The following is a 19,292-nucleotide window of genomic DNA, read 5'->3' as shown; positions in this document are numbered from 1 at the left end:
GCTAAAACAGGTAATTCAGGCCGATGTACAGGCCTGAATCGCCATCGCGTTCATCGGCGGCCATCCCGTAATCTACAGCAATTACAAAGTTTTGGTTCATTACAATACGCAGCCCGGCACCGTATGAAAAGTGCATTTTTTCGGTGTCCTTATCAAAGTAATCATTCAGCGGTTCCGGCGAAACTTCTGCGTCGTTAGCAACGATGTTTACATCAATCTTTTTCGTTACCTGCCCAAAATCCATGAACCCGTTTAACCCCAGGTAAAAATTGTTGTTGATAAAACGGAACCGTGCAAATTTCCAGCGTGCTTCCAGGTTTCCGTAGAAGAACCCGTCTCCAACAATTCGGTTTCGCCTAACGCCCCGCAACGATTTGGCGCCACCCAATCCCTCTGATGTTGCTCCTTTTAGCTCAGAAACAATTACCTGGGTTTGGTAATAAAATGGTGCGTGGCCCGCAAGCGTGGTTTGGTATGCCAGTCGGTACGCCAGCGATAAATTTTTTGGAATGAGTGTAAAATATTGTCTGTGCGTAAAACTCAATTTAGCAAAACCGCTTTCTGCCCCTAAAAACTCCGGTGCTCCAATCAGAACGGCTTCTGTCCATACTCCCTTCATCGGATTTGGGCGGTTGTCGCGCGTGTCATAAACCAGCCCGGCTTTTAGTTCCGGAATAAAACCGCCGTTTGCTTCTTCGGGCGAAATAATTCCCCACTGCTGGTACTTTTCGTACAGACCATCAACGTCAGGTAAAACGTCATCGCCCTCTTTTCCTTTGTTTAATTTATCCAGATCAACCGCCCCAATTTTAAAATTTAACAGGTTAATTCCGGTTGCCCATTTCAGTTTATCTCCGGAAATTTTGCCCTGCAAGTCAACTTTAAACCGAAACATTTTGCGGTCGTATTTATAAAACATCCGGGTTATATAATCGTCACTTTCATCGTCAATCCAGTTGGCGTTAACTACGCCATCGTATCCGTTAAAACCATAGAAATCGTATGCCTGGTCAGAGAGCAAACTAATATCCAAAGAAGTTTGGAGTCCTTCAATTAATTGATCCGAATCGTAATAAAACCGATTAATTCCACTTCCCTTGGTAAAGCGCGAAACCTCAAAATAGAGCGAATGATTGTAATTGGGGTAGCGGCTTCCGTCGCCATAGTTGTACAAATTTACCAATGCTCCGTATTGAAAACCTAAATCGGTGTCAAAAGTAACTGTGGGCAGCGCGCCAAAATTCCATCCCGTTTTTGCTACTTCGTCCTGAGCTGACAGCCCGGTAAACAATAAAGGGAACAGAAGAAGAGTAAAAAGTTTTTTCATCGTATTTTCGTTTGCTGTATGTAAAATTGCTGTTTAGCGAACTAAGATAGAAAAAAGAAAAACGAACGATTAATTTCTTTTTGAAAAAAGTATTTAGTAACAGTTTTATTTATATTTTTAAACTTTTTAGATTAAGACGTACAACTTTCAAAATAATTTAAAAACCAAAACCAGGTTAAGATGAAGACAAATAGAAGAAAATTTTTTCAGATTGCCGGAGCTGCCGGAGCAGGAGTGGTTTCCGGAGGATTTGCATCGTGCAGCCAGCAGGGCAGTAGCACCACCGAATCAGCACTGGCTTCTATAAAAGAAGCAGCAGGAAGACGCCATCCACAGCAATTTAATATGTGTGGATATGCAGCACCAAAATTAGAAACTGTCAGAATTGGTTTTGTCGGTTTGGGAAACCGCGGGCCCGGGGCAGTGGAAAGAATGTCGAATATTGAAGGGGTAGAAATTACCGCATTGTGCGATAAAAATCCGGCAGGTGTTGAGCGCGGCCAGGAAATTCTGGCGAAACACGGTTTGCCTAAAGCCAAAGAATATACCGGCAGCGAAGAAATTTGGAAAGAAATGTGTCAAAGTCAGGATGTGGATTTGGTTTACATTTGTACCCCCTGGTCAATGCATACCCCAATGGCTGTTTTCGCCATGGAAAGCGGAAAACATGCTGCCACCGAAGTGCCGGCTGCAGTAACGGTTGAAGAAGCCTGGCAATTGGTTGAAACTTCGGAACGCACAAAAAAGCATTGCATGATGCTGGAAAACTGTTGCTACGACTTTTTTGAATTGCTAACACTGAACATGGCGCGGCAGGGTTTCTTTGGTGAAATTCTTCACACCGAAGGTGCATATATTCACGACTTGATGAAAAATAACTTTGGCAAGAATTCCTATTCCGACATGTGGCGGTTGAAGGAGAATCAGCACCGGAATGGCGATCTCTATCCGACACACGGGCTGGGACCGGTTTGTCAGATATTAAACGTAAACCGTGGCGACAAAATGGATTATTTGACTTCCATGTCGAGCTTCGATTTTAGCATGGCAAAACATGCAGCAGAGCTTGCGGCAGAAGACAGCTTCTGGAATGAATTTAAGACCAATGAGTACCGGGGAAATATGAATACTACAATGATTCGGACGACCAAGGGGAAAACCATTATGATTCAGCACGATGTGTCAAGTCCTCGTCCTTATTCACGTATCCATTTGGTGAGTGGAACTAAAGGCGTTGCCCAAAAATATCCGCTTCCCGGAAAAATTGCAAAAGGACACAGTTGGTTCGATGCCGATGAAATGAAGGTGCTGGAAGAACAATATACTCCGAAAATTGTACAGTTGGTGGGCGAAATGGCCAAGAAAGTAGGCGGCCACGGCGGAATGGATTTTATTATGGACTGGCGGTTAATCGACTGTCTGCGTAATGGTATTGCGCTGGATCAGGATGTTTACGATGCAGCTTTGTGGAGTGTAATTGCCCCGCTGAGCGAGTGGTCGGTTGCCAACCGTTCCGATTCTATTGACATTCCTGATTTCACCAACGGTGCATGGCAAAACAACAAACCAGTTGATATTACTTTGTCGCAGGGAGGAACAACCGGCGTAAAAGTAAATGCAGAGGCAGAAAGCCAGTTGAGTGTTTAACGAATTGAATAATTGCCACAAATACTTATTTAAAACGAATTTTTTAAAATGAAGAAGCGGCTTTTTGCCGCTTTTTTTATGGGGTAGTGTTTCATTTTTCGAAGAAACGTCAGGTTCTGCTTTTTTGTGTTTCAAAAGTTTTTAAAAATTAATAGCTTTGAATAAGCAATTTACCGAAAACCAAATGAAACGAACATGAATTTTCGTCATTCAAAATTCACAAAACTTTATACAGATGAAAAAGCTGATAAGAACACTTGTAATCGTTTTTCTTTTTGCAGGAGTGAATTTTAACGCTGAAGCAGATGTGAAGCTTCCCCGGATATTTAGTTCCAATATGGTTCTCCAGCAGGGAATCGATATTCCTTTTTGGGGTTGGGCAGACAGGGGCGAACGAATTGAAATAACTTTTGCAGGAAACACAGTTCGCACCAGAGCAGATGCCGAAGGCAAATGGAAGTTGGAGTTACCTGAGCAGGATTACGGTGGCCCATATAAAGTTATCATAAAAGGAAAGAATACCATCGAACTGGACAATGTAATGGTGGGCGAGGTGTGGATTTGTTCCGGCCAGTCGAATATGGAATGGCGGGTTGAGCAAAGTAACAATGCGGAAGAAGAAGTCGCTGCTGTGGAATATCCTGAAATCAGGCTGTTTACCGTTCCTAAAGCGGTTTCGCAATTTCCCGGTGACGATATATCCGATGGGGCGTGGGAGCAGTGCACTCCAGAAACGGTCGGCGGCTTTTCTGCTGTGGGGTACTTTTTTGGCAGAGACCTTTACCAGGAACTTCAAGTTCCCGTAGGTCTTATTCATACATCGTGGGGAGGCACAGTTGCCGAGACGTGGATTAGTCCGAATTCCATTGCCGACGACCCGGATTTTAGCGCCAAAATGATTGAACTGCAGCAGATGAATATGGAAAGTTATCGGCAAGCCCGGCTGGATAAAGTAAAGGCGTTGTTGGGCGGCGAAATACCAACTCAGGATTTGGGCATGGTTGACGGAAAGCCGGTTTGGGCTGCAATCGATTTTGATGATAGCGACTGGCAAAGCATAAAAGCACCGATGTATTGGGAATACCAGGGCTACGTCGATATTGACGGAATTGGCTGGTATCGGAAAGAGGTTCAACTGGACGAAGAAGCTACTCAAACAGAATTGATGCTTCATCTGGGAAAAGTGGATGACTCTGATATTACTTTTTTCAACGGCATTGAAATCGGAAGAACAGAAAATAAGTACGATGAAAATCGAGTTTATACCATTGATAAAAAGTATTTAAAAACCGGTAAAAATGTAATTGCAGTGCGTGTGGACGATACCGGTGGAAATGGTGGTATCTGGGGCGATCCGGAAAATCAGCTTCTTGTTTCTGAAAATGAAAAAATAGTCATTTCGGGCGACTGGAAGTTTCGCATTTCAAAAGCTGATGTCAGTTCTGTAAATCTTGGTCCCAATTCGTATCCGACGCTGTTGTTCAATGCCATGATTAACCCAATTGTTCCCTATGGAATCAAAGGTGCGATTTGGTACCAGGGCGAGTCGAATGCAGACCGGGCAAAACAGTATCAGCGCATTTTTCCGGCTTTGATAACCGATTGGCGCAATCACTGGCAACTGGGCGATTTTCCGTTTTTGTTTGTTTCCCTGGCTAATTTTACCCAACCGCCGCTTCTGCCCGGCGAAAGCGACTGGGCAGAGTTGCGCGAGGCACAGACCAAAACACTTGCTTTGCCAAACACCGGTATGGCGCTGGCCATTGATATTGGCGAAGCAGACGATATTCATCCGCGCAACAAGCAGGACGTGGGAAAACGACTGGCACTGAATGCTTTCAAAGTCGCATACGGAAAAGATATTGTGTATTCCGGACCGATGTACAAATCGGTTGAGTTTACCAACGGAAAAGCTTATGTTTCCTTTGCAGAGACTGGTTCCGGCCTCGAAGCAAAAGACAAGTATGGTTATCTGAAAGGATTCTCCGTTGCCGGGGCAGATCGTGTTTTTCATTGGGCAAAAGCGGAAATTGTAGATGATAAAACCGTTGTTGTATATTCGGAAGCAGTTTCCAATCCAGTGGCCGTTCGTTACGGCTGGGCTAACAATCCCGACGATGTAAACTTGTACAACCGGGAGCAACTGCCTGCAAATCCTTTTCGCACCGACGACTGGCCGGGAATTACAAAATAAATTAGAACCTTCAAAATATTAATACTATGCGTTTTTTGTCGATTTTGTGTGTGTTTTTTCTGCTTAACGGTTGTGTGCAGAAAAAAGATAAAAATGTTGATTTAAGTAAAGTTGTTGTCGAGGAACAAGACAAAGAAATTCAGAAACAGATTTTTGAGCTGTTTGCCGATCAGCAAGGAGATGCCACTTCTCTTCTAATGGTGAAACTGGGGACTTATTTTATGAGCACTCCTTATGTGGGGCACACCCTGGAGCAAGGAGAAGAGGAGCAGCTTGTGGTAAATTTGCGCGAGCTGGATTGCACAACGTTTGTGGAAAATTGCCTGGCACTTGCCAAAACCATTCAAAGTGGCGAGCTTAGTTTTGAACAATTCGTAAGGGAACTAAAGAATGTCAGGTACCGAAACGGAATAATTGACGGGTACACGTCGCGGTTGCATTACACTTCCGACTGGATTTTTGAAAATCAACAAAAACGACTGGTGAAAAACGTAACGAAAGAAATTGCGCCCACCCCTTATCCCAAGGAAATAAATTTCATGAGCACTCATCCGGATAGTTACAACCAGTTGAAAGAGAATCCGCAATTGGTTGACGTAATTGCACAGAAAGAAAAGGACATTAATTCGAGACAGCATTTTTTTATTCCCGAACAAAAACTGGCAGAAGTGGAAAATCTGCTGATGGACGGCGATATAGTAGGAATTACTACTTCAATTCAGGGACTGGATATTTCACACGTGGGAATTTTGGTTCGTAAAGCAGGCCGCATTCATCTTTTGCATGCTTCGTCGCTGGCTAAAAAGGTTGTGCTTTCCGATGAGACTTTGGAAGAGTATCTGCTAAACAGCAAGTCAGCCACAGGAATTGTTGTAGCCAGGCCCTTATAAAAACACTGAACCTGGCTATGACTAACTTGCAGATATTTAGTTTTTAGTTGTCGGGCACTAAAATAACTTTGTTTAGCCCCGGTTCTTTTGCGTAAAGTCGTTTGAACCACTCCGCGCCTTCAGAAAGCGGCGCAACTGCCGAAATAAGCGGCGCAACGTCCACCTGTTTCCCGGCAAGAAGGTCGAGCACAAGTTCGTATTCTCCGTTTATGGCACAGCTTCCCTGTACTGTTATTTCGCGTGTAACCACTTGTTGCAAGGGGAAGTGTATTTGTGGCGAGAGGTTTCCCACCAGAATAACGCTGCCGCCTTTTCGCGTATTTGCAATGCAGGTTTGCACGGTTTCTGCAATTCCGACTACTTCGAACGAGAAGTCAGCGCCACGGTTTTTAGTCAGCTCTAAAATTTTGTCAGAAAGGCTGTCTTCTTGTGAATTGAAAACAAAATCGGCCCCAAGTTTTTCGGCGAGTTCCAATTTTTTGTCATCGATATCCACCGCAATAACCGGACTTGCACCAAACAATTTGAGTAGCTGAACCACGAAAACCCCGACCATTCCGGCGCCGGTTACCAACGCACTGCTGCCCGGTTTCAGGTTCGAAACACTAATTGCATGGGCAGCAACCGCAATTGGTTCTACCATGGCAGCTTCAACAAAAGAAACGTTTTCCGGAATTCGGTATAAAATATGGTGCGGCACCACAACTTTTTCAGCAAAAGCACCGTGGCGTTTGTATTCTCCTGGCGATACTCCCAGCACCTGTCGGTTGTCGCTTAAATTGTAGCGACCTTTTAGCGTGAACCAGTCGTTAAGCGGATAAACCGTTGAATCGAATGTAACCCGGTCTCCGGGCTGCCAGTTTTCTACCGCACTGCCGGTTTCCAGAATTACGCCGGAAGCCTCGTGTCCCATAATTAGCGGCGGTTTGCGACGCCCGGTACTGCCGTCTATGCCGTGTATGTCGCTGCCGCAAATGCCGCAGGCTTTTACTTCAATTAAAACTTCATCAGACTGAATTTCCGGATCCGGAAAATCCCGGTAATTCAGTTGGTTGTATTCATCAAGAACAAGCGCTTTCATTGTCGGAATTTTTTTGAGAAAGAGTGAAATTATACCTGGCTAAAGTCCAGTGGAGTAAGGAAGATCTTTTTTACTTTGCTCACGGTGTCGGCATACTCTTCTTTAACGCGCATTGTTTGCCACTCTTCGCTTGAGCGGAATTTATCCCAGTTTTGGTTGCGTTCTTCCATATTTTTAAACCAGAGCATGTAGGTGAGTGCGGGCATAAAGCGTCCGGCAATCATTTCTCCGAAGAAAACCGGGTGAAGTCCTACTTTTTCAAAAAGCGGAAGTTCTTCTACATCAAACATTTTTATCTTTCTTCGAAATGCATCTTCGTTGTAACTTTCGTAGGTACGCAATTCAAATAACCCGCGGTTTTTGTCAGGCATTTTAAACTGAGGAATGCCGTCGAAGGCTTCCATCAAAAACGTTTCGTAACGTTCAAAAACAGGCTTGTCGGCCGGCAGGTTAAAATAGCTTTGAGCTGCTGTCAGATATTGCTTGTCGGTTTTCATTGCCTGAATAGTGTCCCAATAGTCGGCCGGACTTTTGTATGCATGAAAAATGTATATGCGCGGAGGGTCTTCCATTCCGTATTCGGCAAATGCACCAACTTTTGCGCCCTGTCTATTCAGAAGCGGAATAACAGCGTTGGTATAATAGCTTTTTAACTGGTTTACTCCGGCACCTCCTGAAAACTGATAAACCCTGAGTTCGTAAAATTCTTTTAGGGACTGAGAAGCCGGGGTTGCACTAATACTTCCGGTGGTAAACGCAGTTCCGGTGGCAAGGGCTGATTTTTTTAAAAATGATCTTCTTTTCATCTGTATAAAATTTTTTTATTTCTGAATGTTAAAAAAATGAAGACATTCAGGAACTTACATAAATTTTAATCATTTCTTTTTGTGAATTTTGAATGAAGAAAATTCATGATCGTTTCATTGGTTAATTTTTTTGATACGGCAATATACTAATTAAAGTTGTTACTCTAGTTTGTTTGTTTTCAACTATTTTTACAAGAAAATTGGTTAAGTAAAACGGTGTAATAAGTTGTTGGAGCAGGCCTGCTGAATCAAAAAAAGTGACTTTTGCGTAAAAAAGATATACTTTAAAAAGAGAAATTCCGTTTTTTTACTGAACGGAATAGAGAAAGGAGCCGGACAGTTTATCGATACAATTGCTAACGATTAAAATATAAGTTCCATATAAAATCATTGAAAACAATTATTTTAAAGTCAAATGAAATGAGCATGATGATGTAATTCACCTTCCTGAAAAAACGATAAAAGATTTCTTCGAATTCCATCTGATGCCATAAACAACTTAAAATTTTAAACAGATGAAAAAGCTCACTATTTTATTTTTGTTGTTGATCCCTTCACTTGCGATAGTTGCTCAGCCGATTTTTGATTTAGGAGTAAAGGCAGGTATTAATAATTCGAAAGTAACTTTCAAAAAGAGTGAATTTAATTCCGAATCGATTGTTAAAACACACATTGGCGCTTTTGCCCGACTAGGTTATAACCGAATTTATATTCAGCCGGAAGCCTATTTTAGTGCAAAGGGTGGGGCGGTTCTGGCTCCTGGTTCCGATTTGTCGGAGCGCGCAGCAAAGTTTGATTTTAATAATATTGATGTTCCTATACTGTTGGGCGTGAAAGTGCTAAAAGGAGGAATGGCCAATTTAAGGATTATGGGCGGGCCTGTATTTAGTTTTGTAACCGACAAAGGATTTGATGCTCCGGATGATGATTTTTTGAAAGAGTATGTGAAAGACCATTATTTCGGATATCAGTATGGTGTTGGTGTTGATGTTTGGCATTTTTCGCTGGATGCAAGAATGGAACATGGTGCCAATGACATTTATTCCTATCCAAACGGCGATATCAACGGAAAAAATCAGACTTTTTTAGTGACTCTGGGATTTAAAATTCTGTAAACAAAAACAGCTCCGGGCTTTTGTTCTTTTTTTAACTCCGGACTTTCAATTTGCTGAAACAACGCATCTGAATCCCAGGTGCGACATGCCGGTGTCTTCCGTGCTTTTCATGCGAGCGGCTGCCCGGTAGCCTGAACAGTAAGAATCGTTGCATAAAAAAGAACCGCCCCTAATCACTCTTTTTTTAACATTGGGCTCCATGGGATCGTAACTTGTTTTGGGGCCCTGCGGATTATTAGCAATTGCTTCCGTATTAAATGTTTTGTAATAATCATGATGGTAAAGGTCGGTACACCATTCCCAAACATTTCCGGCCATGTCAAATAATCCGTAGCCGTTGGGCTTAAACTGTTTAACAGGCGCAAGCAGTTCGAATCCATCCCTACCGGAATTATATACCGGAAATTCGCCGTCCCAACTGTTTGCTTTTGGCGTTCCGTCGCCAATGCGCTCGTTTCCCCACGAATAAATGTTTTCGTCGTTCCCGCCACGTGCCGCGTATTCCCATTCCGCTTCGGTTGGTAGTCTTTTCCCTGCCCAGTTTGCGTAAGCGTTGGCATCTGCCCAGCTAACATGTATTACCGGAAATTTTTCGAACCCTTCAATGCTGCTTTGCGGACCGTATGGGTGCTGCCAGTCTGCGCCTTTAACCCAGGCCCACCATTGCGAAACATCATTCAGATTTACACGGTGCGCCGGAGGAGAAAATACCAGGGAGGAGGCTTTTAACAGGCTGTCGGCCGGTTTTGGAGTCCCGGGCGGAAGCTGCTTTTTGAACTCGTTCCAGCTTATATCTTTTTCTGCTGTGGTAACATATCCGGTTTCTTCTACAAATTGTTGGAACTGTGCGTTTGTTACAGGATGCGGATCCATGAAAAAACCGGCTACTCTCACTTTGTGCACCGGATATTCGTCTTCACGTGCAAATTGTGTGTCGCGCGCTCCCATGTTGAATACTCCGCCCGGAATAAAAAGCATCCCTTCTATTTTGGGGTTGGTTTCTTTTAGTGAATCAATGTTAACGGACTGTGCTAGTGTATTTGTTGTGGTTGGCGCAGCAAAACGATCAGGAATTGCAGACATGCAACAATCTTCAGTTTTTGCCGGCGCATCATCGGTTTGTTCTGCCTGTTTTTTATTTGTACTCGAAAATTGACATGACGTAATCAACGCCGATAGTATTGTAAAACGAACCGTAATATCTGCTATCCTGAAAAGCATATCGTTAATTTAAAATTCAAAATTTAAAGATGTTTTATTCTTTTGTGTAGCTGCAAAGAAATGAAATTTTTGGTGCAGTGTTGCAATTTGTAGCTCTTTTTGCCGACTTGACTTTTCTGTGTTGCAACGTGAATCCAACGAACAGGTTTGGCGACAGGTTGTTACATGTCAATTGTTCAGGTATATATAAATGATGGCGTTTTGTTACAGGTATCTGCGGCTTCTTTTTTTGTAGTTTATAAAACTATTGCCGAACCTGTTCTGTAAAAATTTTTCTTCGCCTATAATAATCAGGTGATAAACCCAGATGCTGTAAACTCCCAAAACGATAATTGAGAGATTTAATGTAAACACCATCGACGAGATTGTCAGAAGGTTAAAACCGAGATACATCGGATTTCTGCTTAGTTTGTAAACTCCATGTGTTTTTAGTTCTGTTTTGTTTTTTGGCAATCCTAAACGGGTTGATTTTCCAAGGTTCATCAAACTGACTGTGATAAGTATGAATGCGGGGATTGCAAGTGCCAGACTCACGTATGTTTGCAAGTTACTTTGAGCGCTGTTTAATCCGGGAACACTTATGCCGGTTAGTGGCGCAATAAAAGCAATCCAGGTTACGTAGCCCGAAATTTTTCCGCTATAAAACAACAGAGGGTTTATGGTGGTTTTGCCAATCAGATTCATTGTTTCGTTCAACTGTTTTTAATCGGATTTGCTGCATTTTGCAACTAACAATTAATTCGGTTTTTGTAACCTGGTACAATATACGAAATCGGCGTTTCACGGGAAATTGTGAGGGACGAATTTTCTAATGTTTCCAAAGGACTGTGCCTAAAAAAATGGCCCTGATTAAAGCCAGTACGGGTATTATTTCCAGTCGCCCTGCCCACATTTGAAAAATGTATATCGACTCTAAAACCGGAGACATGCCCGGTTCACATATCCCGCTCGAAAGCCCAACTGTTGCTTGTGCTGATGTCGCTTCAAATAAAGCATCGAAAAAATCGTAATCACTTCCAATAAAAAAGGTTGCAACAACAGATGATACAATAATCATTAACAGGAAAATAATGGCAAGAGATGCGGCTTTTGTGAATTCTTCATTCATCTCGGCTGATGACAACGACTTCCCGTTAAATTTTACCACCTTAATTGTATGTTCAGAAAAGAATGCCTTTTTTACCTGCCAGAAAAGCCCTTTTTTGATTACCAAAGCCCGAATCATTTTTATGCCACCCACTGTAGCGCCTGATGCGCCGCCCACAAACATTGCCGCACCAACAACAAAAAGTATCGAAAGCCAGTCCCAGTTGCCAATGTTGGAAGTTTGCCAGCCGGTAGTCGACATGGCGCTGATAAACTGAAAGGTTCCTTCGCGCACCGGTTCTGAAACCACATCTGCCTTATAAAGTAAGAACGAGAGCACAGCGCTTCCGCCAACAAAAGCGATTATCAGCGAGCGGGTTTGGATATCTTTCCATAATTCGCTAAACTTTTTTTCGAATATGAACTTGTAGAAAAACGGTATTGAGAACGAACCCAAAATCATGGGCAACAAATAGAGCATATCCATAAAAGGCGAATTGTAGCCCGCTATACTGTCGTCGAGGGTGCTGAATCCGCCGGTTGACTGCCCCGTCATTGCATGATTAATCGAATCAAAAATGTTTTCACCCAAAGGATAATCAGGTAGAATAAGGGAAGTGCCAATAAACAGGTAAACAGCAGAAAATATGGTGAGCAATAAATAGACTTTCCATATTGCCCGTGCGGTTTCAATAACTTTGGTTTTTAGTTTTTCGCCGGTTGATTCAACGCCGAACAGCAACATGGCGCTTTGCCCCGAACGCTGTTTAAAAATGGCAAGTACCATAACAATAAACCCTGCACCGCCAACCCACTGTGCCAGCGAACGGTAAAAAAGAATTCCTTTTCCCACCGAAGGTTCGTGTATGGCCATTGTAAGTCCGGTTGTTGTGTAGGCGCTCATGCTTTCGAAAAAGCAATGCAACGGGTTTTTAAAATAGACCAGGCTGGAAATGGCATAATCAGAACCGGACGGAATAAACTGGTTCATGATTTCGGCTGGTGTAATATATGCGATTACGAAAAGCGGCAATCCACCCAGAAAAGTGATAGCCAGCCAGCCCGCTGCTGCAATAATAAATGCATGATTGTATTGCGGATCTTCGGCCTGGAAATATTTTTGATAAAGGAAAAAGCCCAGCCCCGAAGTAAATAACGCCGACCCTACAAACCCTGCTACGGAGTACCCTTCGTGATAAATTAGTGCAACAATTGCAGGAATAGCCATTACAATTCCCTGCAGAATGAAAAGGCTTCCTATTTGTTTGAAAACTATTTTATATGTATCGCTTTTTAACATTTTTTTTCTTTTTAATCAGTCGTTAAAAAAAGCTGTGGATGATTTTTTCGGCCCTTTTTTGTTGGTTCCTGCAATGTACATGTTGCTTACGAAATCGGAGAGGAAGATGTTGTATCTAAAATAATATCCGGTAATCTGTTTCTCTGTTGCTTTCATGATATCACTGATGTTTACAATCACGGTGCAAATTTCAGATCGATTTAGTAAAGGTTTTGTAAAAATTAGAGGTGGCGATATAAAGATTCTATAAAGATTTGATTAAGGGAAGTTTATTAAAGGCGAACGTGAAAAGAATGTGGGTTGTAGATTGGTGAAAATTGAAAAGGATTGAAAGTCCGGACTGCATTCGTCTGGAGCAGTGTGCAAAAAAACAGGGATTGCGTCGTTAAATTTTGAGGCAATCCCTGTTAAATGGCAGAAACTTTCTGATTTAATCCGTTCGTTTGGCTGCCCAGTTAATGGCGTTTTTAATGTGCTCAATAATTTTTTTATCCTGAAAAGCTTCGTGAGTGTGTCCGAACCCGGTGTAGAAAGTGCGCATTCCGTTTGTTTCCTGCCACCAGATAATCGGATGATCGCCCATGCGCCAGTCGTCGTTTTTGTATTTTTTGATGCTGTTTTCGTCGAGCCTGGCCAGCACATTTACTTTTGAGCGTGGGTTTTCACGAAATGTGTACCACTCGTCGAATGTGGTATAAGATTTCATGCCTTTAAAAGGTTCCATGGCCGGATGGTCAAAATTCTCGAAAATAACAGTACCTGTCTGGGCTGGCGGGTGGGTTTTGAAATAACCTCCAACCAATTCGCCGTAGAATGGCCATTCGTATTCAAAATCAGCCGCAGCATGAATGCCCACCATTCCTTTTCCTCTTTTCATAAAATCTTCAAATGCTTCCTGTTCGTATGTGTTGAGCGCATCGCCTGTCGGATTCATGAAAATAACAACATCAAAAGTCGACAGTATTTCGGGAGTAAAAACAGCCGCTTCTTCGGTTGCCGTAATAACCCAGTTTTGCGCCTTGCTCAAATCAAACAGCATTTTGATTCCGGAAGAGAGAGATTCGTGCCTGAACCCGTCGGTTTTGGAGAACACGAGTAAATGAGCAGGAGTTTCAAATTCGGGCTTCTTTTCCTGCGCGCAAATGGTCACCGCAAACGCAAAAAACAGGCCGAATGCAATAATCATGGTTTTCATTGGTTCTAATTTTATTTGATTAATGTGATTAAATTTCTACCGAAGTAAAAGAGAAAAATTGAGAATTCAGCTTTATCAGTCTGATTTTTTTGTAACTAAATTACAAGCAGTTGAATAAATAAAGCCGGAACGGGAATTTGCAACACCCAATTATTATCTTTGCTTCTCACTAAAATACAGAAGATGCACGAAACTTTTTTTTGGATAATCATAACTATTTTGGTTCTCGATTTTCTTTTCGAAAATTACCTGGATTTTTTGAATACCAAACGAATGGGGTCGAAGTTACCCGAAGAATTGAAGGGAATTTACGACGAAGAAAAATATGCTAAGCAGCAATCTTATCAACTGGCTAATCATCGTTTTGGAATGGTGTCCGGAACCTTCAGTTTTCTGGTCGTGCTGGCCATGTTTGTTTTTTTCGGGTTTGCCTATGTCGACAGCCTCGCTTGGGAATTTACTTCAAGCGGTATTTTAGCAGCTCTTCTGTTTTTCGGAATAATTGTTTTTGCCTCCGACATTGTTAACATCCCGTTTTCGGTGTACGATACGTTTGTGATGGAGGAAAAATTCGGGTTCAATAAAACAACGCCCAAAACTTTTGTGCTGGATCAGTTAAAAGACTGGGTGGTTGGTGGAATTATCGGTGGCGGATTGTTGGCATTCATCATTTTTATTTACCAGAAAACGCAGGGAATGTTTTGGATTTATGCATGGATTGTGGTTTCGGTTTTTAGCATTTTTATGACCATGTTTTATTCCAATATTATTGTTCCGCTTTTCAATAAACAAGCGCCGCTTGAAGCAGGTGAACTGCGAAATGCCATTCAGGAGTTTGCTCAAAAAGTCGAGTTTAAACTCGACAATATTTTCGTGATTAACGGCTCCAAACGGTCTACAAAAGCCAACGCCTATTTTACGGGACTGGGGGCAAAAAAACGGATTGTTTTGTACGATACATTGATTGAAGAAGCGGATACTGAAGAAATTGTTGCTGTTTTGGCGCACGAAATAGGACATTACAAAAAAAAGCATGTTACCCAGGGACTGATTATTTCGCTGCTGCAAACCGGAATTATCCTGTTCATTTTTTCATTGTTGATTGATAATCCGCATTTGAGTAAAGCACTGGGGGTTGACAAACCTAATTTTCATATCGGATTGGTCGCTTTCGGAATCTTGTATTCTCCGGTTTCCTTTGTGCTGGGTATTTTTATGAACATGCTTTCGCGGAAAAATGAATACGAAGCTGACGCGTTTGCAGCGCAGAATTTTAAGCCCGAAGCTTTGGCTTCCGCATTAAAAAAGCTTTCGCAAAAGAACCTGAGCAACCTCACTCCGCATCCTCTTTACGTTTTTTTCAACTATTCTCATCCTCCGTTGTTGGAAAGGCTGAAACACTTGAAAACATTCGAGAAATAGATTCTGTTGTCCGATTTTTTCGGGCATTAAACAATGTACCATGAAAGCAGAAATAATAACAATCGGCGATGAAATATTAATCGGGCAGATTGTGGACACCAATTCGGCGTGGATTGCCGAACAATTTAACCTGGGAGGAATAGAAATTTACCAGATAACGTCGGTTCACGACGATGCTGCGCACATTAAAAGTGCGCTTGACAATGCAAAAGAAAATGCTGACCTGGTGATTCTGACCGGTGGACTCGGACCCACTAAAGACGATATTACCAAAAACGTTTTGTGTGCGTATTTCCAGACAAAACTTGTATTTCATGAACCAACTTTTGAGCAGATTAAAAATCGGTTTAAAAATCGGAATATCGATTTGAACAAACTCAATCGGGGGCAGGCAATGGTTCCGGAAACCTGCACGGTACTTCCCAATAAAGCAGGTACCGCGCCGGGAATGTGGTTCGAAAAAGACGATACTATTTTTGTATCGGTTCCGGGAGTGCCTTTTGAAATGAAGTACCTGGTGGAAAATGAGATTTTACCGCGTTTGCAAAACAGGAGCAAAACCGGAGCTATTTACCATAAAACAGTCCTTACGCAGGGACTGCCGGAATCGATGCTGGCTGAGCGAATCGAAAATTGGGAAAACTCACTGCCGAAGCACATTAAACTGGCATATCTTCCTAATCCTATGTCAGTACGACTGCGTTTGTCTGCCGTGGGCACTGATTTGGAGCAGCTAAAACATGAGGTTGAAAAGGAAATGGGAACACTGAAGCAACTGATTCCCGAGTATATTTTTGGGTACGACAACGAAACGCTGGCCGAAGTAATTGGAAGGAACTTACTGGAGAATGGCCAGACGCTTGCTGTGGCAGAGAGCTGCACCGGAGGTTATATTTCGCACCTGATTACCTCAGTTCCGGGCAGCTCGGGCTGGTACAAAGGAGGAGTTACTGCATATTCCAACGAAATAAAACAGAAGATGCTGGGCGTTTCGGGCGATTCGCTTTTGAAATACGGAGCCGTGAGCGAAAATGTTGTTCGGGAAATGGCAGAAGGAGCAAGGCAAAAACTGGCTGTAGATTTTGCTGTGGCTACATCGGGAATTGCCGGGCCAACCGGCGGAACAGAAGAAAAACCTGTGGGCACGGTTTGGATTGCCGTTGCCGGTCCGGGAAAAACAATCGCACAAAAATTTGTGTTTGGCGATAACCGGGAACGGAATATTATCCGATCAGGCCAAACAGCTCTGCAGCTTTTGCGAAGGCAGGTTTTGAAAGGCTGATTCTTTATTAACCTTTAACACTTGTTCCCCTTAATTTAATTCAGATTTCAATATTTTTGATTATTGCTTCAATTTGTTAGATTGGATGCGTTAGTTAAAACAATAAATAAGAAAAAAATGAAAAAAGCACTCATAATAATCGGAATTGTGGTAGCACTGCTGGTGGCTTCGCTGGCAGTTATCCCGTTGTTTTTTAAGCAGCCGTTGCTTGAAAAAACCAAAACCACCATTAATAATAATGTAAATGCAAAGGTGGAGTTCACCGACTTTAAACTGTCGTTGCTCAGGAGTTTTCCAAAAGTAACACTTGAACTTACCAACGTTGTGGTAGTCGGAAAAGGCGAATTTCAAAACGATACGCTTTGCGCGGTTCCGTCGTTGAGAACGAAAACCGGCATTGGCCAGTTGTTTAGTAAAGACGGGGTCGCAATTGAAGAAATAATTCTGGATCGTCCTGAGTTGAAATTGATTGTTGGAACAACCGGAAATGCAAACTGGGATATTGCCCTTGAATCTGATGAACCGGAAGAAACTGCTGCTGCTCAGGATGCCGCCGGCGAAGAAAGCGGACTGGAGCTTCAGTTGGAAAAGATTAAGATTGAACATGCCAACTTCGTTTACGACGATCGTGATTTGAATATGCTTTTTCGCCTTGATGATATCAATTTTGATATTTCAGGAAAAATGTATGGTTCTGCGGCGCAGTTACTGCTTGAAGGCGGGGCCCGGCAATTGTTGTTTAACTATGAAGGCGCCAACTATGTTTCCAATACTTCGGTGGAAACACGCACAATGCTTAACATCGATTACGATAAAATGGACATCGAAATTCAGGAGAATGAGTTGCTGATTAACCGACTTCCGCTGGAGATCCTGGGATTGATTCAGATGCCCGACAGCAGTATGAATTTTGATCTCACGTTAAATACTAAAAAGTCAGGGTTCGACAACTTTCTGGCGTTGGTACCGCCCGATTACGAAGAGTATCTGAAAGATATTCAAACCAGCGGAAACGCAACCATTTCAGGAGCGGTAAAAGGAATTTATTCTGGTGAAAACTATCCGGCTTTTACCCTGAATCTGAAAGTAGATAACGGCAATCTGCGTTATGCCGATCTGCCTGAGGAAGTGAAAAATATATCGGCCGATTTGTCGGTTGCCAAACCGCAGGGAGAGCTCGATTTAACCGAAGTGAATATTGCCAAAGCACATGCCGAAGTAAAAAACAGTCCGGTTGATTTGACACTAAAACTTAAAAACTTATTCACCGACCCGTGGTTCGACGGAGCTTTGGTGGGGAACGTGAATTTTGATGATTTGAAAGACGCGCTTCCGATGGACAGCGTGGATATTGCCGGAACTGTGGATGCTAACCTGTTTGTAAAAGGCAATTACTCGGCCATCGAAAACGAAGAGTATGAGAAAATTCAGTCGGACGGAACTGTTCTTTTGTCCGGGTTTATTTACAGTTCGCCTTCGCTAACCCAGCAGGTTCTTATTCCTGAAGGAAAACTCGATTTCAGCCCGCGTGCCGTTACACTGAGTGAGCTCGGGTTGAAAGTAGGCCAAAGCGATTTCCGGTTGTCGGGGCAGGTAACCAATTACCTTAATTATCTGTTGAAAGACGGAACTCTGGCCGGCAAACTTCGGTTGAACTCCAATTTCGTAAATCTGAATGAACTGCTTCGGTTGCAGGTTGCAGAGCAGGAACCCGAGGCAGAAACTCCGGCTGAAAATAAACCAGCACCGGAAATTGCCGAACAGGAAGTGCTTGCTTTTGATATTCCTCAAAATATCGATTTTACCTTCCAGTCGAAAATTGAACGGGCAGTTTTTGAACGGCTTCCCATAACCAACATAAACGGTTTAATAACTGCACGCAACGGAAAACTGGCTCTGGACGGGCTTAACATGAACATGCTCGATGGTGAAATGAAGCTGTCGGGTTCTTACCAGAACACGCCGGAAAACCAGCCTTTCTTTGATTTTGGTTTCGATTTGATAAAGGTAGATATTCCTAAAGCTTACCAAACGCTGGTCAGCATTCAGAAGATGATTCCCATTGCCCGCCAAAGCCAGGGAAAATTCAGCACCAGTTTGAAGGTGAACGGCCAAATGAGCCCGGAATTTAAACTGCTTGCTCCGACAGTTGACGGCAGCGGTTTGTTTAGCACTGAGAGTTTACAGATTGTTGGTTCGCCGTTATTTAATCAGCTGAAAGGAATTTTGAAATCTGAAAAACTGAACGATGTGAAGGTTGACGATTTTAAAGCTTTTGTTGAGGTGGTGGACGGCTCCATTCAGTTAAAACCGTTTTCTACCCGAATTGCCGATCAGGAAACCACAATTTCAGGCAATCTGAATACGGAAAACCTGTTGAATATGCGTCTCGATTTTAACGTACAGCGCGATGCGTTTGGCAACGATATTCAGAATATTTTAAGCGTTCTGCCCGGACAGGAACGGATTCAGCTTATTCCGGCATCAGTGGTATTAAACGGCCCTGTTGGAAAGCCTGAGGTGAAAATCGATCTTGAAAAAGCCCGGAAAATGATTACCGAGGAAGTGAAAAAATCGACCAAAGAAAATCTGCAGCAGAACCTGAATAAAATAGGAGAGGGGCTTCGGAAATTTCTAAAATAACACGGGCTGGTCTGAACGGATTACCTGATGTATAAACACCGGAACCCGGGAAGTTTGTTTTTGTAACAATTTTCCGGGTTTTG

At 42.8% G+C, this 19,292-nt stretch carries 15 protein-coding genes; 7 read left to right on the top strand and 8 right to left on the bottom strand.

All coding sequences use genetic code 11. The annotated features are described in order from the left end of the window. Window position 1: 1 nt before the first annotated feature. The gene (gene omp85 / locus BUB08_RS01885) at window positions 2-1,327 is read right to left on the bottom strand and encodes an Omp85 family outer membrane protein (RefSeq protein ID WP_072998391.1); all 1,326 of its coding nucleotides are present in this window, start codon (window positions 1,325-1,327) and stop codon (window positions 2-4) included. A gap of 180 nt (window positions 1,328-1,507) precedes the next feature. On the opposite strand from omp85, the gene BUB08_RS01880 reads away from it, so the two are divergent. The 3 genes from BUB08_RS01880 (at window position 1,508) to BUB08_RS01870 (ending at window position 6,058) form a co-directional block, all read left to right on the top strand. Next, window positions 1,508-2,974 (top strand): Gfo/Idh/MocA family protein, encoded by a 1,467-nt coding sequence (locus BUB08_RS01880; RefSeq protein ID WP_072998389.1) that lies wholly within the window; start codon window positions 1,508-1,510, stop codon window positions 2,972-2,974. A gap of 235 nt (window positions 2,975-3,209) precedes the next feature. Continuing rightward, entirely contained in the window at window positions 3,210-5,168 is a 1,959-nt protein-coding gene (locus BUB08_RS01875) for a sialate O-acetylesterase (RefSeq protein WP_072998387.1), read from the top strand. Between the two features lie 26 nt (window positions 5,169-5,194). Next, window positions 5,195-6,058 (top strand): N-acetylmuramoyl-L-alanine amidase-like domain-containing protein, encoded by an 864-nt coding sequence (locus BUB08_RS01870; RefSeq protein ID WP_072998385.1) that lies wholly within the window; start codon window positions 5,195-5,197, stop codon window positions 6,056-6,058. A gap of 43 nt (window positions 6,059-6,101) precedes the next feature. Here the strand turns inward: BUB08_RS01870 and BUB08_RS01865 are convergent, their stop codons facing one another. Then, window positions 6,102-7,139, bottom strand: coding sequence for a galactitol-1-phosphate 5-dehydrogenase (locus BUB08_RS01865; RefSeq protein ID WP_072998383.1), 1,038 nt, complete (start codon window positions 7,137-7,139; stop codon window positions 6,102-6,104). 29 nt (window positions 7,140-7,168) lie between these two features. Beyond that, window positions 7,169-7,945, bottom strand: coding sequence for an NIPSNAP family protein (locus tag BUB08_RS01860; protein WP_072998382.1), 777 nt, complete (start codon window positions 7,943-7,945; stop codon window positions 7,169-7,171). Window positions 7,946-8,460: 515 nt separating this feature from the next. Between BUB08_RS01860 and BUB08_RS01855 the strand changes: the two genes are divergently transcribed. Continuing rightward, a complete protein-coding gene (locus BUB08_RS01855) occupies window positions 8,461-9,060 on the top strand; it encodes a porin family protein (RefSeq protein WP_072998380.1) in 600 nt (199 codons plus the stop codon). 45 nt (window positions 9,061-9,105) lie between these two features. Here the strand turns inward: BUB08_RS01855 and BUB08_RS01850 are convergent, their stop codons facing one another. The 5 genes from BUB08_RS01850 to BUB08_RS01835 form a co-directional block, all read right to left on the bottom strand. Beyond that, a complete protein-coding gene (locus BUB08_RS01850) occupies window positions 9,106-10,281 on the bottom strand; it encodes a formylglycine-generating enzyme family protein (protein ID WP_072998378.1) in 1,176 nt (391 codons plus the stop codon). Window positions 10,282-10,485: 204 nt separating this feature from the next. Beyond that, window positions 10,486-10,977: a methyltransferase family protein gene (locus tag BUB08_RS01845; RefSeq protein ID WP_072998376.1), complete on the bottom strand. Its 492-nt coding sequence runs from the start codon at window positions 10,975-10,977 to the stop codon at window positions 10,486-10,488. 112 nt (window positions 10,978-11,089) lie between these two features. Further along, window positions 11,090-12,667: a TrkH family potassium uptake protein gene (locus BUB08_RS01840; protein ID WP_072998375.1), complete on the bottom strand. Its 1,578-nt coding sequence runs from the start codon at window positions 12,665-12,667 to the stop codon at window positions 11,090-11,092. A gap of 15 nt (window positions 12,668-12,682) precedes the next feature. Continuing rightward, window positions 12,683-12,823: a hypothetical protein gene (locus tag BUB08_RS20300; RefSeq protein ID WP_175549920.1), complete on the bottom strand. Its 141-nt coding sequence runs from the start codon at window positions 12,821-12,823 to the stop codon at window positions 12,683-12,685. A 274-nt stretch (window positions 12,824-13,097) separates the two neighbouring features. Beyond that, window positions 13,098-13,862 carry a ThuA domain-containing protein gene (locus BUB08_RS01835; RefSeq protein ID WP_072998373.1) on the bottom strand — a complete coding sequence of 255 codons (765 nt, stop codon included), beginning with the start codon at window positions 13,860-13,862 and terminating at the stop codon, window positions 13,098-13,100. 183 nt (window positions 13,863-14,045) lie between these two features. Here BUB08_RS01835 and BUB08_RS01830 point away from each other — a divergent pair, with 183 nt between their 5' ends. From BUB08_RS01830 to BUB08_RS01820, 3 genes are all read left to right on the top strand, one after another. After that, window positions 14,046-15,284: a M48 family metallopeptidase gene (locus BUB08_RS01830; protein WP_072998371.1), complete on the top strand. Its 1,239-nt coding sequence runs from the start codon at window positions 14,046-14,048 to the stop codon at window positions 15,282-15,284. A 40-nt stretch (window positions 15,285-15,324) separates the two neighbouring features. Continuing rightward, window positions 15,325-16,566, top strand: coding sequence for a competence/damage-inducible protein A (locus BUB08_RS01825; RefSeq protein ID WP_072998369.1), 1,242 nt, complete (start codon window positions 15,325-15,327; stop codon window positions 16,564-16,566). A 117-nt stretch (window positions 16,567-16,683) separates the two neighbouring features. Beyond that, a complete protein-coding gene (locus BUB08_RS01820; protein WP_139249582.1) occupies window positions 16,684-19,209 on the top strand; it encodes an AsmA family protein in 2,526 nt (841 codons plus the stop codon). The last annotated feature ends 83 nt before the right edge of the window (window positions 19,210-19,292 follow it).

The sequence above is a fragment of the Mariniphaga anaerophila genome (assembly GCF_900129025.1).
Classification (GTDB): Bacteria; Bacteroidota; Bacteroidia; order Bacteroidales; family Prolixibacteraceae; genus Mariniphaga; species Mariniphaga anaerophila.
Note: the sequence above shows the minus strand (reverse complement) of the source record. Positions and strands in the feature narration are given on the sequence as shown.